We start from the raw sequence: 14,160 nt of genomic DNA on the forward strand, positions 1-14,160 counted from the left end.
AGAGTCAGCCCTTTTTATCACTGTGCAGAGTAATCATTGGATTCTAAAAGATCGACGAGATCGACTTCTTTATGATTTTCTTTAAAGTAACGGTACGTAAAGTCATTTTCAAATAGTACAGCATATTGCCCGTATCGGTCCTTCACAAGCATGCTTCTGGAATCGAAGAAGCGTCTTTCCACCTTATCGCCGTTAATCCAGCGCGGTATACGGTCGCCAAGTGTGATAAATTCCACTTCAACATTATATTCTGCGTTCATGCGGTGTTCAAAAACCTCAAACTGAAGCTGTCCTACTGCTCCGAGAATGATATCATCTGTGGAATCCTGGCGGAACAGCTGAATGGCGCCTTCCTGAACAAGCTGGTCAATCCCTTTGCGGAACTGCTTCGCCTTCATCACGTTCTTCGCCCTTACCTTTTTGAAAATTTCAGGCGGAAACTGCGGAAGCTCGTCATACTGGAACTTATCTTTTCCTGATACAAGTGTATCTCCAATTTGATAAATATTCGGATCATAAATACCGATAATATCTCCGGGATAGGCTTTATCTACTGTTTCGCGTTCACCTGCCATAAAAGACTGCGACTGCGTCAGCTTGATTACTTTATTTGACCGGGTAAGCGTAACGCTCATGCCCCGTTCAAATTCACCTGAGCAGATGCGAAGAAAGGCAATCCGGTCTCTGTGAGCAGGATTCATGTTTGCCTGGATCTTGAAAATATAGCCGGAAAACTCAGGCACCTCAGGAGCTACAACGCCTTCATTTGTGCGGCGCGGCTGCGGTGAGGCAGCAAACTGCAGGAACGTATCAAAGAACGTTTTAACACCAAAATTTGAAAGGGCGCTTCCGAAAAAGACCGGTGTCAGCTCGCCTGCTTTGACTCTTTCAGCATCAAACTCATTTCCCGCTTCTTCCACAAGTGCCAGTTCATCCAACGTGTCAACGTAAGTCGGATTTTCCCTTATATCCTTGTATTCCTCTTTGGACGCAAGGTCATCAAGAGGGATAAACTCTTCGTTTTCATCGCCTCTGAAACGGACAAATTTCTTGCCGTGTCTGTCCTGAATGCCGAGGAATCTTTTCCCCATTCCCACCGGCCAGTTCATCGGATAGGACTCAATGCCGAGCACTTCTTCAATTTCAGAAAGCAGCTCAAGCGGATCGCGTCCTTCACGGTCCATCTTGTTCATAAACGTAAAAATAGGAATCCCGCGCATGCGGCATACCTTAAACAGCTTAATTGTCTGAGGCTCAACACCTTTTGTGGAGTCAATAATCATCACGACACTGTCAACAGCTGTCAGCGTTCTGTAAGTATCCTCACTGAAATCCTCATGTCCTGGTGTATCCAGAATATTCACTTGAAAATCAAGGTATGGAAAACTCATCACACTGGAAGTTACGGAAATTCCGCGTTTTTTCTCAATCTCCATCCAGTCGGAAGCGGCAAACTTCCCAGATTTTTTTCCTTTGACTGTACCGGCTGAGCGAATGACATTTCCAAACAAAAGCAGCTTTTCAGTCAGAGTTGTTTTCCCTGCATCCGGATGCGAAATGATGGCGAATGTTTTGCGTTTATCTATTTCATTTTTTATATTCATGTATTGTACCTCTTCGAACTTTGTTGTAATCCTATGAACTATACCACAATTGAAAAAGAATTTCCATTCGCTGAAACAGAAGAAATTTAGTAAAAAAGATGTATAGATGAGAATACTTACCGAGAAAATATGCGCGATTTCCTCATTTTATGTTTACAAACCTGTTAGAAAGGCTATCGAATGGTAACAGTAAATTAATAAATGTCAAGATAGACTGAAGTCAGATGAAATAAGGGATTTTGGTAAAAACGACCAATTTATTTATCACCTGTTTATCGTTTTTTTCATCTTCACTTCATCATTGCACTAATTCATAAAATCTAATCTGCCTTCAGCATAAGAAAATAGAACTATTTGTTTGGACAGCAGGAAAATGGAGAGGAGCCCTACTATGCTGGAAATTAAGCAGATTGAGCCGAAAAGTACTTTTGAAATACGCCATAAGCTTCTGCGCCCAATGCAGACTCTTGAAGAATGCAAGTATGAATTCGATGATCACCCTGATACCTTTCATGCAGGAGCATATGTGGATCATAAGCTCGTCAGCATTGCTTCTTTTTCTAAAGAAAGTCACCCTGAAATACCCGGTACAAATCAATACCGGCTTCGAGGAATGGCCACCCTTCCCGATTTTCGCGGGAGAAAAGCAGGAAGTTCTGTTCTATTCTATGCAGAGAGTGTATTGAAAAAGAAAAATGTTGATGTTTGGTGGTGCAATGCAAGAGAATCAGTCTCTGGGTATTATGAAAAACAAGGGTGTCAAACAATGGGCGATACTTTTAAGATTGATCCAATTGGTCCTCATAAACTTATGTATAAAATACTTTAAAAGAGAAGCTGCAGCACGGCAGCTTCTCTTTTTGCTTAGTTTGGAATGTTAGAACCCGGCTCAAGGACAGGAGCTTCTGCTTCTACAGTATCAGCATATTTAATGCCCTGGCCTGTGTTCAGGCAGACAACGCGCTCCCCATCTTTAATCCAGCCTTTTTCTTTTAGGTCTTTGGCAGCTGCAATCACAGCAGCCCCCTCTGGGCAAAGGAACAAGCCTTCCTGTTCAGCTGTTTGCCTCTGTGCCTCTTCTATCGCTTCTTCTGAGACAGCCGCCCCGCAGCCGTTCGTTTTATAGATGGCTTCCAGAACAAGAAAATCTCCGATTGCTTTCGGAACATTGATGCCGAAAGCCTGAGTTGTGGAATTTTCCCAGAATTCTGATTCACTTTTTCCTTCTTCCCAGGCTTTTACAATCGGGGCGCAGTTTTCAGCCTGTACAGCCACAAGTCTCGGTAGCTTGTCTTCTGCAATCCACCCAAGCTGCTGAAGCTCCTTCAAAGCTTTGTAGATTCCGATAATTCCTACTCCTCCGCCTGTCGGGTATAAAATGACATCAGGAACTTCCCACCCAAGCTGTTCTGCAATTTCAAGCCCCATTGTCTTTTTTCCTTCAATCCGGTACGGCTCTTTCAGTGTGGACGCATCATAAAAGCCGCGCTTTTGAACGAGCGAGCTTACCATTTTTCCTGCATCGCTGATCAAACCATTGACAAGAAAAAGATTTGCTCCTGAAATGGCGACTTCCTTCCGCGTTACGACGGGTGCATCAACAGGCATCACAATCCAGGACTTCATACCGGCGCGGGCTGCGTAAAGCGACCATGCAGCACCCGCATTCCCATTTGTCGGCATCGCGAGCTCTTTTACTCCAAGCTCTTTTGCTTTGGAAACACCAGCACTGGCGCCCCTTGCTTTAAAGGAGCCTGTTGGAATCAGTCCCTCATCTTTTATATAAAGCTCTGAAACACCGATTCTATTGCCAATAGCCGGAGCTTTCAATAGAGGTGTAAAGCCCTCGCCCATAGTAACGACATTTTCTTCCTGTTCAACAGGCAGCAGTTCATGATAGCGCCATAATGTTTCCCGTCGATCCTCCAGCTCCTCGCGTTTCATATCTTTCTTTAAATCTTCCAGGTTATATTCAACAAGAAGCGGTGAACCGCACTCGCACAGCTGGCGAATTTCACCCGCAGAATAGCGGGCTTGGCATTTAGGACAGGTCAGATGTGATAAATAGCTGAATTTTTTCATAGAAATTCCTCCACTCTCGTTATCTAAAACAGCGGCTCATACCCATTGACTTCTATTTTACAGGAATGATATGATGTTTAAAACCCAGTAAACTTATAAGAATTATGAATTATAAAGAGTGAACGAGAGACCTGGCTCAATGATTTCACAGCAACCATCTGCTTTACGGAACGGTGCTGCGACCAGCAAAGCACAGCTTTGGATGATAAAGAATGCCTGACACCTTCTTTATCTGAAAAAGAAGGTTTTTTACTTTTGCATACAGGGGGCATATTGATGATTCCAAAAGTTATTCCTGGAGCTGAACCCATCTTTATAAAAGGCAATTCGATCGGATTTTTGCTTGCTCACGGTTTTAACGGCACACCGCAGAGCATGGAAGGACTCAGCCGCAAATTTGCAGAGGCCGGTTTTACGGTGTATGCACCGCGGATGAAAGGGCATGGCACCAGCCCTGCTGATCTTGAAGCCTGCACAAGCAGCGACTGGCTTCGAAGCCTTGAAGAGGGCTTCACTTTGCTCAAAAAGGCATGCGATAAAGTGTTTATCGTCGGCCAATCAATGGGATCTGCCCTGACGATTCAGCTAGCCAGCCGTTCCGATGCCGACGGCATTATCCTCATTAACACAGCCCTTGAGGTTCCGGGCTATGAAAAATATAAAAATGAGTCCTCTCCAAGGTTTATTCAAGAAGGCAGACCGGATATCAAGAACCCTGATGTGAAAGAAATAGCCTACAGTGAAGTCCCGCTTACCGCGGTACATGAGCTTTTCAGTCTCATGAAGACCACGCGGCCTGTTATAAAAGACGTGACATGCCCTGTCCTGCTGTTTCACTCTGCTGAGGACCATGTCGTTCCACAGAGCTGCTCAGATTATATTTATGAAACCGTTTCTTCATCATTGAAGGAATACATTCACCTAAACCATTCCTACCATGTTGCTTCAATGGATTATGATCAGCAGCTCATTTATGACGAAACCGTTCTCTTTGCGACCCGTGCGCTTGCAAATGACGGCATCATTTTGCAGGCTTGAGGAAGAAAGTTCCCGGGACCGGTTTTTCTATTTTTGAGCCTCTAACGGCTGCCTGTTTTCAAAATAATAAACGCCGCCTAAAAAGTCCTTCGGCAAAGCCCTTTCCCGGTCTGCAAAAGAAACGGAAAATGGCCCCGCTCCGCTTTTGTCATAGGCCTTTTTCGCTTCCTCAGATTGAGACGGCTTCAAAAAGGAGATGCGGCAGTCCCCTGCCATAACGGACGTTTTTGTCCCTTCCGCTCGTTTTAATCCGAACCAGCTGCAAAAGGCAGCAGCTGCTGCTTCCGGATTTTCCGCTGCATAGCCGATTTCCTTTATGTCATTCAGCTTGTTGGCATGCGGCAGGATTGTCCCATTTCCTTTCAGGTCAGCCTCTCTTGCTTCATCACTTTCACCCCATTCGATAAAAAACGGCAGTGTCCCTTCAGCATCAGGATGATCAGCAAAAAGCATTTTCCATTTCAGCAGTTTGCCATCCTTCCGCCGTCTGCTTCCCGGAAACACGCCTTTTATTTGGAACCCTTTTTCCTTCAGCTGCACTGCCAGTGTTTCCGCATCATCTGTCCTAAGGGCAATCTGGCATATGCCTTCCTTGCCGTCTTTTCTATCCAAACATATCCGAACAAGCGGATTCTCTGCTTTTTCCGCTTTGCTGCTGTCCTCTATTGCTAAGAACTCCAGATAAGACAGGCCGAAATAAGACAGGCTGTTTGCAGTCCCCCATGTCTCATGCCTGCCTCCCTGCACAGCATGAAAACCAAGCATGCCAAACTGATTGGCTGCCTGTTCAGGGCTTCCGCTTATAAAATGAACAACATGATCAAGCTTCATATGTTCTGCTCCCTTCAATTAATCTGAATGTTCTTTTTTTGTAAGAATAGCTTAATTATAAGCGAAATTCCCCCTGCAAAGGCTCTGTGAAGGTTTGGAAAACAGATCCTGGGGATATTGAAGAATGGGGGCTGGATCGATGAGCAAGGTCAGATTGAAGAAAAATGGCCCGGCTATTTTAGAGGATGCGCTGCTGAAGGATCAGGATGGAAGCATACTATCCAGCCAGCACGTTATGGCGCTTTGCCGGTGCGGCGCTTCAGGGAAGAAGCCTTTCTGCGACGGCTCGCATGAAGCTGTTCATTTCGATGATGAGCGAAAAGCAGAGCCGGAGCACGGGACGATTGACTACAAAGGGCAGCGCATCACTGTCCACGACAACAGGTTCATCTGCAGCAGCTTTGGAGCCTGCCATTTAAAAAATGTATTTGAACCGGGCACAAAGCCATGGATTACGCCTGATGGAGCGAGGCATCCGGAAGACGTCATCCGGATTGTGAAGCAATGTCCGTCCGGCGCTTTGACTTATACAGTGAATGAAGATTGGACGCACGAATGGTTCACAGAGCCGGAAGTTGTTGTAGAGCATCTCGGCCCTCTTCAATTCAGAGGCAATATTGAACTTCAGGACAGCCAGCACTCCGCTGAATTGCTGATAACAGATAATCATTACACGATTTGCCGCTGCGGCCAATCCAATAAAAAGCCGATTTGCGATGGAACGCATAAACGCGTCTGGAAGGAGACAGGAAGAATGGATACCGAAATTAAAGAGGAAAATAATCGCTTTTACATTGAAGAAAACGGAGAAATGACTGCCGAAATTGTTTTTTCACCAGATGGTGAAAAGACAATTGTCATTGAGCATACCTTTGTTTCTGAAAAACTCAGAGGTCAGGGCATCGGTGAGAAGCTTGTCAGAAAAACGGTTGAGTATGCCAGAAAAGAAGGCAAAAAGATTTACCCGCAATGCTCCTATGCAAGAGCACTGTTTGAAAAGCACGAGGAATTTCAGGATGTACTCGCCTAAACAATTTTTCACCTAAAACCCCTTGCAACTTCGGCAGGAAAACAGCAAGATAATGAGAAGCGATTTTACTGCAAAGGGGGATAAAAAATATGCAAGCAATGAACAAAGAGAAACAGGAGAAATTTCACGAAACGTTCGCAAACAGAGGAAGGCTGCTCGTCAAATGTCCTGACAGGCCTGGAATTGTATCAGCGGTATCCGCGTTTTTATTTGAACACGGTGCCAACATTATCGAATCCAGCCAATATTCCACAGATCCCTCCGGCGGTATATTCACCCTCAGGATTGAATTTGAACTGGAGGGGCTTAGCTCAAATATAGCGGTGTTAGAAGACAATTTCATGCCAATCGCAGGCTCCTTTGAAATGGAATGGCAGCTTTCGCCTGTGACGAAGCTGAAACAAACCGCTGTTTTTGTGTCAAAAGAACCTCATTGCCTTCTTGAAATTCTTTGGGCATGGCAGAGCGGGGAAATGATGACAGACATTGCGCTTGTAATCAGCAACCACAATGCCTGCCGTCCGATGGCAGAGTCTCTTGGCATTCCTTTTTACCATGTGCCGGCAAGCAAGGAAAACAGAAAGGAAGCTGAAAAACAGCAGCTTTCTCTTTTAAAGGAATATGAGATCGATCTCATTATTCTCGCGCGCTATATGCAGATTTTAACGCCTGATTTCGTTTCTTCTTATCCTAACGCCATTATTAATATTCATCATTCCTTTCTTCCGGCCTTTATTGGAGCCCGCCCATACGAAAGAGCCTATGAGCGCGGCGTCAAGCTGATCGGGGCCACCTCCCACTATGTGACGACCGACTTGGATGAAGGTCCGATTATTGAGCAGGGTGTTGAGAGGGTGACCCATCATGACCATACGGATGAACTGAAGCGAATCGGCCGGTCCATCGAGCGAAGTGTGCTTGCAAGGGCAGTGAAATGGCATTTGGAGGACAGGGTTTTGGTTTTGGGGAATAAAACGGTTGTATTCAGCTGAAAAAAGCCAGGAGCTCAACACTCCTGGCTTTCCTTTATTTCGGCCGCTTCAGCGCAAAGAGCTCGCCAAGCTTGCCATAATCATTTCCAGCAAGCCGGCTGACAGGCTTAAGTTTCCGGTAATCTGTATGCCCGTTATCCTGGTAGACTTCCTGATCAAGGTGATAATGAAGAATTCTGCCGATGAGCAGATCGCAGCTTGGCTCACCCTTCGTTCCGCCTAAAGGAATAATCGTTTCCGTTGCGCATTCAAACCTTACCTTTGCATTCACAAGACCCGGAACGCTCACCTTTGTGCTTTCCACTGTTTCCAATCCTGTCATTTCCACTTCGCTGACATCAGCCGGAACACCTGCAGACGTTTCATTTGCCTTTTCCACATTATCTTCATCCGTAATATGGACAACAAATTCACCTTTATATTCCGCATTTCTGGCCGTGTCCTTCCGCTCCCCTCCGGGATTGCGCTGGACAGCGATGGAAACCATCGGAGGATCAGCAGAGATAATATTAAAATAACTGAACGGCGCCGCATTCAATGTGCCGTCCTCAGCCAGTGAAGTGACAAATGCAATTGGCCGCGGGACAATGGTTCCTGTCAGAATTTTATAGTTTTCCTTCATCTCCAGGTCTGCCGGATCAATGGATTTCATCACATCTTTCACCCCCATATGTTTTTATACCAGGCTGCAGCTGCCTCCACTTCCTGAGCAGTCAGCTGGTGGCCGAAGGACTCCCAGTGAAGCTTAACGTCCGCTCCCTGCTCCTGAAGCATTTTGTTCAGTTCCTGAGACTCTTCTGGAGAGCACAGCGGGTCATTGGTCCCAGCACCAATAAATACAGGTAGACCTGCCATGTTCGGAAGCTCCATGTCTCTTCTCGGGACCATCGGGTGGAAAAGGACAGCTCCTTTCAGCACTTTTCCAAACTGAAACAGCAGGCTTCCCGCTATGTTGGCGCCGTTTGAATACCCGGCAGCCACAATATGTTCACGATCAAAGCCGCATGTATCTGCCGCTTCTTCCAAAAAATTCTTTAACTCTTCGGTTCTTTCATAAAGATCTTCTAAATCAAATACTCCTTCAGACAGTCTTCTGAAAAAACGCGGCATGCCGTTTTCCAGTACATTTCCCCTTACACTTAATACAGATGCTTCCGGGTCAATCATTTCAGCAATCTGCATCATGGAAAATTCATTCCCTCCTGTTCCATGAAGAAGTAGAAGAACCGGTTTTGATGGATTTGTTCCTTTTTGAAAATGATAGTTCATTTGCTAAAACCTCCTTTAGGGATGGTGATTGGTTTTAAGATGTTTGTGATTTCCTGTCTCTTTTCTTCCAGCCAGTCCGGCAGCATTAAGCTGCTTCCAAGTTCATTGAAAGGCTCATCTGCTTCAAATCCAGGAGGATCTGTTGCCATTTCGAAAAGAATGCCGCCTTCCTCTCTGAAATAAATGGAAGTGAAATATTTTCTATCAAGCACAGGCGTTGCCTGAAGGCCTGATTGATCAATGAGCGCCTTCCAATTTTCCAGATCCTCAGAATCTTTTGCCCGAAAGGCGATATGATGAACAGTTCCCACGCCCATCATACTTCTTCCAACAGGGATCAGTTTAATATCAATGATGTTCGCAAGGTCTGATTCAGACTGAAAGCGCAGTGTATCATTGTCCTGTCCGAGGCAGACAAACCCCATTGTGTTTTCAAGCAGGTCAGCTGTTTTATGAGGAGCGGCAGACAGCAGGACAGCACCGGCAAATCCTTTGATCGCTGTATCTTCTGTTATTCCGTCTATTTCCCAGCTGCTTTTGTTTCCGCCTGCTCTTTCTGTGATTTCTAAATGCAAACCATGAGGGTCATCAAACAGAAGACGTTCCTCTTCGAAGCGGGTTTCTAAATCGTAAGAAATACCGTGCTTTGAGAGCCGCTCCTTCCAAAAAGGCAAAGAGCCTTCCGGAACAGCAAAAGCAATTGCTCCGACCTGGCCGGCGCCGATTTTCCCCTGGTAAGCATGCTCCCATGGAAAGAAGGTGAGGATCGTGCCCGGCTCGCCGTTTTGGTTGCCGAAATAGAGATGATAGGTGCCAGGGTCATCAAAATTCACTGTCTGTTTCACTAGTCTTAAGCCTAATACTCTTGCGTAAAAATCGGCATTTTCCTGCGGATCACCCACAATTGCCGTAATATGATGGATGCCAAGATTTTTTTGCATAGCTGCCGAGCCTCCCCTAAAATAGTTTTAAGTAAGATATTCTTAATTCAAGATAATCATAATGGAATTTTCTCTCCCGGTCAATGATTTTATACCCTTTTTTAGGATTGCCGCCTGCCAATAATCGCTTTAAAGTAGAGATAATAGGAAAAGGAGTGTATAAATTGTCTCATTCTGTACAAAATCAAATTCCAAATAACCTGAAACCTGACTGCCAGAACTGCTTTGCGCTTTGCTGCACAGCTCTCCCTTATGCCAAATCAGCTGATTTCGCAATAAATAAAGCAGGCGGCGAGCCGTGCCGCTATTTAACGGAGAGCTGCCGCTGCAGCATCCATAAAGATTTAAGGCAGAAAGGCTTCAAAGGCTGCACTGTGTATGAATGCTTCGGAGCAGGGCAAAAAGTTTCCCAAATAAATGACTGGCGAAGGGATAACGAGACTGCTGAAGAGATGTTTGCTGTTTTTCCGGTCATGCAGCAGCTGCATGAGATGCTCTATTATTTAAAGGAAGCCATGCTTCGGGAAGAGGCAGCAGGAATGGCCGCAATTTTAAGCACAGCATACGATGAAATAGAAGAGCTCACAAACCTCCCGGCTGAAAAACTGATGAAACTGGATGTATCGAAGGTCAGAGAAAAGATTAGCCCTCTGCTCGCCAAAACGAGCAAAATGGTGCGGGGAACCTTTTCTAAACCAAAAGATAAAACGGGAAGTCAGCTGATTGGCGCTAAAATGAGAGAGGCGGACCTAACAGGCACCAGCTTCAGAGGCGCTCTTTTAATTGCAGCGGATTTAACGGATGCAGATATGAGGGGCTGTGACATGCTTGGAGCGGATGTAAGAGATGCTGTTCTAAGCGGTGCTGATCTTTCCGGCAGCATTTTCTTCACCCAGGTGCAGGCAAATGCCGCTAAAGGAAACTGGAAGACAAAGCTTCCCCCGCATCTGGACGTTCCACAGCACTGGAAAAGCTAAGGAGGCTGGCAGGTGGAAATAAGAAGACCAAAAATGGATGAAGTAAAAGAGCTTCATCAGTTTTTTGAAAAAGTCATTGCTGATACCTTCCGCAAAAATGGCATTCATCCGCAGGAAGGCCTTGCTGAAGAAGCGGCAGCAAAGAAAAAATATTTGGAAGCCGACTTTGCCAGCAATGGAGAAATACGTTACTTTCTTGTGGCAGCTGAGAATGAAAAGATTATCGGAAGTATTGAATATGGACCCGCTAGCAGCCTTATTTGCAAATGCACGAAGAATGCGTTAGAAGGCACCGCAGAAATAGGAACTTTGTTCGTTCATCCCGAATACCAAAAAAAGGGGATTGGAAACAGCCTTCTAAAAGCCAAGATCTATGAGCTACAGAACAGGGGGATAAGGAATTTTTGCTTAGACAGCGGCTATCCGTCCTCACAGAAAATCTGGAAAAAGAAATTTGGAAAGCCTGATTATTTTTTGAAGGACTATTGGGCTGAAGGATTTCATCATATGATTTGGCAGGCAAGAGTGAGTGATTTTCTATAAAAAGATAAAAAGAAACCGAATTCAGATGTTCGGTTTCTTTTTTGCATTACACGCTTAGTTCAATAACAATTCCGGAAGGATCTTTTACATAGATCTGCCTGTCTTTTTCATACGGTGCTGCCCCATATTCTTTCAGCTTGGTTAATGCATCTTTCCTTGCCGATTCATCCGGAAATTTAAGAGTATATGAGGAGAGACCTGTCATGTGCTCTTCCCTGGTGCCTGCTCCAAGGCTGTTCCATGTGTTCAGGCCGATATGGTGGTGATAGCGCTCCGTTGAGATAAACAGCGCCCTGCTGCCGTACTCGGCCACTATGTCAAAGCTCAGCGCTTTTGTATAAAACTCCCCTGCCTGCTTAAGATCTGAGACCTGCAGGTGAATGTGGCCCATCACAGTCTCTTCCGGCAGGCCCTTCCACCCTTCATCAGTTTTTTCTGCAAGCACAGCCTCTGCCTGCAGCTGCTCTGTTGTCATGTGCACACCGCTTCCAGTCCAGCTCCACTCGCCGCTTGGACGGTCACGGTAAATTTCTATGCCGTTTCCATCCGGATCAGAAAGATACAAAGCCTCTGACACGCTGTGATCTGACGCCCCCTGCAATGGATAGCCGCTTTCCAGCAAATGCATCAGTACGTTTGCGAGGTCGGCTCTGCCAGGAAGAAGCAAGGCAAAATGATAAAGCCCAGCTGATCTCATCCGTGCCGGCTTTAAGTCTGCAGCCTGCTCAATAACAAGGAGAGGTGTCTTTCCATCGGCAGTAAGCACTGCCTTGCTCTCCGACTTTTCCAGAATCTTGAAACCGATCGTTTCTGTATAAAAACGCAGCAATGCACCAAGATTTTCAGTCAAGAGGGATACTTTGCTCACATAGACAGCAGGCGTTTGATGAAAGTTCATAAACATGCTCCTTTATAGTTACTTTATGTAAGTAACTATAAAATAATAATTAGATTAAGTCAAATGTTAGGAAAGTATTTATTAACATAGTAAAATATGGTAATTTTAAAATACTAATCCTAACAGAGGTACATCATGCTAAAACTATTAAAATCCGCCGCTTTTTTATTTCTGCAATGTTTTATGGCCCTTCTCCTTTTTATTCTGATCGGTGCGCTGCCATCCTTCTTTGGCAATCTGACCTTTCATTTCAGCGTCTATTTAGAAGAAGTCTGGCATTTGTCACAGAGAATATATACGCTAGAAGGACTGTCAATAGAAGGCTATCCGCTCCTGCCGATTCTCTTTGACCGGTATTTATATTCAATGAGCCTGTTTGGCTTGGGTCTGCTTGCGGCATTCGTTCTATCAGCAGCTGTATCCTACCTGTGCCTGCTGTTTTTCCGCAAGCGAATCAGCGCATGGATCAGGTTTTTGGAGATGCTGGAAGCTATTCCTGATTTGCTGTTTATCGTCGGGCTTCAAATGCTTGTCATCTATGTATACAAAGCAACAGGGGTTAAGCTTGCACAGGTGGTTACCGTCGGATCCGGGCACAGAACCTATCTTCTGCCGGTTTTATCTCTTGCCTTGCCCGCCGCTTTCTTTATAACAAAAATTTTGCTCTTTTCCATTCGCGAAGAACTGGACAAAAATTATGTTCTGCTTGCAAGAGCCTCGGGCTTCTCATTTTCATATATTCTGAACGTTCATGTTTTGCGGAACATTTGGAGCAGCTTAGTCAGCAGCTCCAAAACCATTTACTGGGCCATGATGTCCTCTTTAATGGCAGTAGAATATTTGTTCAGCACGAACGGTCTGCTCAGCTTTATGCTGAAAAACCAAAGCACCGGTGACGTCTTTGTTATCAGCTGTGTGTTCCTTTTCGTTCCATTCATTGTTGTGTACCGTCTGCTCAATTGGCATGGTAAGGAGGAGGCTTTATGATCCCGTTTCTGCTGAAGAAAAAACGGTTCTTGATCGGTTTTTCCTTCCTTTTCATCCTCTTTGCCATGAGCCGCGGCTTTATAAAGGGGTTTGCACATTTTTCGAGCCATTCTCTGTGATTCCTCAAACACTGATTTGCACCTTTATTCTTGCCGGCATTTTATTTATGCCAAGGGATGGTTTTACAACACCTTTATGGGCACGAATGGCATTTGAACTGTTTATCCTGACTGCGATCGCGCTGCCGACCCTTTCTGTTCATCTGTCAGATGAGATAAGGAGAGCAGAGCAGGAACCTTTTATTGAAGCATCCAAAACAATCGGCGGAAGAAAGTTTCATATTTTCTTTCATCACCTTGTTCCCCTTCTGCGCGAAAGGTGGATCATGGTTTTCGGCCGGCAATTCATGCAGGTGCTCTTGCTGCTCGCCCATTTAGGCGTCTTCAAGCTCTTTTTTGGAGGAACCCTCCTGCAGGAAAATACCTCCTTTAAGCCGCCTCTTTCAGTCACAAAGGAATGGTCCGGCCTGATTGGCGGCAGCTTAAGCAACCTGTATGTGAGCCAATGGATCGCGCTCGTTCCGCTTGCCTTTTTTGTTTTAACCGCCATTGCAGCCGCTCTCATCAACGATGCTGTAAAAGAATATTTTTCTGCATCCCATGAAAGCCGGAAAACAACTAAAGCCCTGCCGGATGCAAAAACGGCAGAGCTCAAAAAAGCGCTATAGGATTATCCAAATAAATTCACTAATGTCATGAATGATATTGTCGCCTTTTGATTCAGCTTCCTTCATCTGTCCAGAAAAGCTCATTAAAATTATTTTCTGATGTTAATGATTGCTTTTGAAAAAAGGCGGAAGCTTCTCTAAGATTTTCCGCAGCTCCAAACAGCAATTCCAGCAGTTTGTCCTTTTTATGAGTAAACATTCACAGCACTCCAATCTTTTGTACACCTATCTAACACCTCCC

Annotated in this window: 17 protein-coding genes and 1 riboswitch; of the genes, 9 read left to right on the forward strand and 8 right to left on the reverse strand. The window is 45.2% G+C overall.

Going from position 1 to position 14,160, the window contains the following annotated elements:
• Positions 1–17 precede the first annotated feature (17 nt).
• On the reverse strand, positions 18–1,604 hold the full coding sequence (locus tag LRR81_RS16795) for a peptide chain release factor 3 (protein ID WP_231790551.1): 1,587 nt from the start codon (positions 1,602–1,604) through the stop codon (positions 18–20).
• 391 nt (positions 1,605–1,995) lie between these two features.
• Between LRR81_RS16795 and LRR81_RS16800 the strand changes: the two genes are divergently transcribed.
• Positions 1,996–2,433: a GNAT family N-acetyltransferase gene (locus tag LRR81_RS16800; RefSeq protein WP_231790552.1), complete on the forward strand. Its 438-nt coding sequence runs from the start codon at positions 1,996–1,998 to the stop codon at positions 2,431–2,433.
• Between the two features lie 35 nt (positions 2,434–2,468).
• Here LRR81_RS16800 and LRR81_RS16805 read toward each other — a convergent pair whose 3' ends face one another.
• Positions 2,469–3,686, reverse strand: coding sequence for a threonine synthase (locus LRR81_RS16805; protein ID WP_231790553.1), 1,218 nt, complete (start codon positions 3,684–3,686; stop codon positions 2,469–2,471).
• Positions 3,687–3,792: 106 nt separating this feature from the next.
• A riboswitch (SAM riboswitch) is annotated at positions 3,793–3,898 on the forward strand.
• 64 nt (positions 3,899–3,962) lie between these two features.
• Between LRR81_RS16805 and LRR81_RS16810 the strand changes: the two genes are divergently transcribed.
• Complete coding sequence (locus LRR81_RS16810; RefSeq protein WP_231790554.1) at positions 3,963–4,724, forward strand: alpha/beta hydrolase; 762 nt, start codon at positions 3,963–3,965, stop codon at positions 4,722–4,724.
• Between the two features lie 27 nt (positions 4,725–4,751).
• On the opposite strand, the gene LRR81_RS16815 is transcribed toward LRR81_RS16810, so the two are convergent.
• A complete protein-coding gene (locus tag LRR81_RS16815; protein WP_231790555.1) occupies positions 4,752–5,555 on the reverse strand; it encodes a VOC family protein in 804 nt (267 codons plus the stop codon).
• A 139-nt stretch (positions 5,556–5,694) separates the two neighbouring features.
• Here LRR81_RS16815 and LRR81_RS16820 point away from each other — a divergent pair, with 139 nt between their 5' ends.
• Together LRR81_RS16820 and purU are read left to right on the forward strand one after the other, a co-directional pair.
• Complete coding sequence (locus LRR81_RS16820; RefSeq protein WP_231790556.1) at positions 5,695–6,585, forward strand: GNAT family N-acetyltransferase; 891 nt, start codon at positions 5,695–5,697, stop codon at positions 6,583–6,585.
• Between the two features lie 89 nt (positions 6,586–6,674).
• Positions 6,675–7,577: a formyltetrahydrofolate deformylase gene (gene purU / locus LRR81_RS16825; protein WP_231790557.1), complete on the forward strand. Its 903-nt coding sequence runs from the start codon at positions 6,675–6,677 to the stop codon at positions 7,575–7,577.
• Positions 7,578–7,611: 34 nt separating this feature from the next.
• Here the strand turns inward: purU and LRR81_RS16830 are convergent, their stop codons facing one another.
• The 3 genes from LRR81_RS16830 to LRR81_RS16840 are packed head-to-tail and all read right to left on the reverse strand — an operon-like array spanning position 7,612 to position 9,787.
• On the reverse strand, positions 7,612–8,229 hold the full coding sequence (locus LRR81_RS16830; protein ID WP_231790639.1) for a flavin reductase family protein: 618 nt from the start codon (positions 8,227–8,229) through the stop codon (positions 7,612–7,614).
• Between the two features lie 8 nt (positions 8,230–8,237).
• Positions 8,238–8,846 (reverse strand): alpha/beta hydrolase, encoded by a 609-nt coding sequence (locus tag LRR81_RS16835; protein WP_231790558.1) that lies wholly within the window; start codon positions 8,844–8,846, stop codon positions 8,238–8,240.
• The gene (locus LRR81_RS16840; protein WP_231790559.1) at positions 8,843–9,787 is read right to left on the reverse strand and encodes a ring-cleaving dioxygenase; all 945 of its coding nucleotides are present in this window, start codon (positions 9,785–9,787) and stop codon (positions 8,843–8,845) included. The genes LRR81_RS16835 and LRR81_RS16840 overlap by 4 nt, the downstream gene beginning before the upstream one ends.
• A 164-nt stretch (positions 9,788–9,951) precedes the next feature.
• Here LRR81_RS16840 and LRR81_RS16845 point away from each other — a divergent pair, with 164 nt between their 5' ends.
• Positions 9,952–10,764 (forward strand): pentapeptide repeat-containing protein, encoded by an 813-nt coding sequence (locus LRR81_RS16845; protein WP_231790560.1) that lies wholly within the window; start codon positions 9,952–9,954, stop codon positions 10,762–10,764.
• Positions 10,765–10,776: 12 nt separating this feature from the next.
• Positions 10,777–11,307 (forward strand): GNAT family N-acetyltransferase, encoded by a 531-nt coding sequence (locus LRR81_RS16850; protein WP_331716353.1) that lies wholly within the window; start codon positions 10,777–10,779, stop codon positions 11,305–11,307.
• Positions 11,308–11,353: 46 nt separating this feature from the next.
• Here the strand turns inward: LRR81_RS16850 and LRR81_RS16855 are convergent, their stop codons facing one another.
• Positions 11,354–12,205 (reverse strand): VOC family protein, encoded by an 852-nt coding sequence (locus LRR81_RS16855; protein ID WP_231790561.1) that lies wholly within the window; start codon positions 12,203–12,205, stop codon positions 11,354–11,356.
• A 135-nt stretch (positions 12,206–12,340) separates the two neighbouring features.
• On the opposite strand from LRR81_RS16855, the gene LRR81_RS16860 reads away from it, so the two are divergent.
• The 3 genes from LRR81_RS16860 to LRR81_RS16865 are packed head-to-tail and all read left to right on the forward strand — an operon-like array spanning position 12,341 to position 13,919.
• On the forward strand, positions 12,341–13,192 hold the full coding sequence (locus LRR81_RS16860; RefSeq protein WP_231790562.1) for an ABC transporter permease subunit: 852 nt from the start codon (positions 12,341–12,343) through the stop codon (positions 13,190–13,192).
• The gene (locus LRR81_RS21300) at positions 13,189–13,311 is read left to right on the forward strand and encodes a hypothetical protein (protein WP_269448709.1); all 123 of its coding nucleotides are present in this window, start codon (positions 13,189–13,191) and stop codon (positions 13,309–13,311) included. Before LRR81_RS16860 ends, LRR81_RS21300 begins: the two co-directional genes overlap by 4 nt.
• The gene (locus LRR81_RS16865; protein WP_231790563.1) at positions 13,308–13,919 is read left to right on the forward strand and encodes an ABC transporter permease family protein; all 612 of its coding nucleotides are present in this window, start codon (positions 13,308–13,310) and stop codon (positions 13,917–13,919) included. Before LRR81_RS21300 ends, LRR81_RS16865 begins: the two co-directional genes overlap by 4 nt.
• 52 nt (positions 13,920–13,971) lie before the next feature.
• Here LRR81_RS16865 and LRR81_RS16870 read toward each other — a convergent pair whose 3' ends face one another.
• On the reverse strand, positions 13,972–14,118 hold the full coding sequence (locus LRR81_RS16870; protein WP_231790564.1) for a hypothetical protein: 147 nt from the start codon (positions 14,116–14,118) through the stop codon (positions 13,972–13,974).
• Positions 14,119–14,160 lie beyond the last annotated feature (42 nt).

The organism is Metabacillus kandeliae, assembly GCF_021166585.1.
GTDB classification, from domain to species: Bacteria; Bacillota; Bacilli; order Bacillales; family Bacillaceae; genus Metabacillus_B; species Metabacillus_B kandeliae.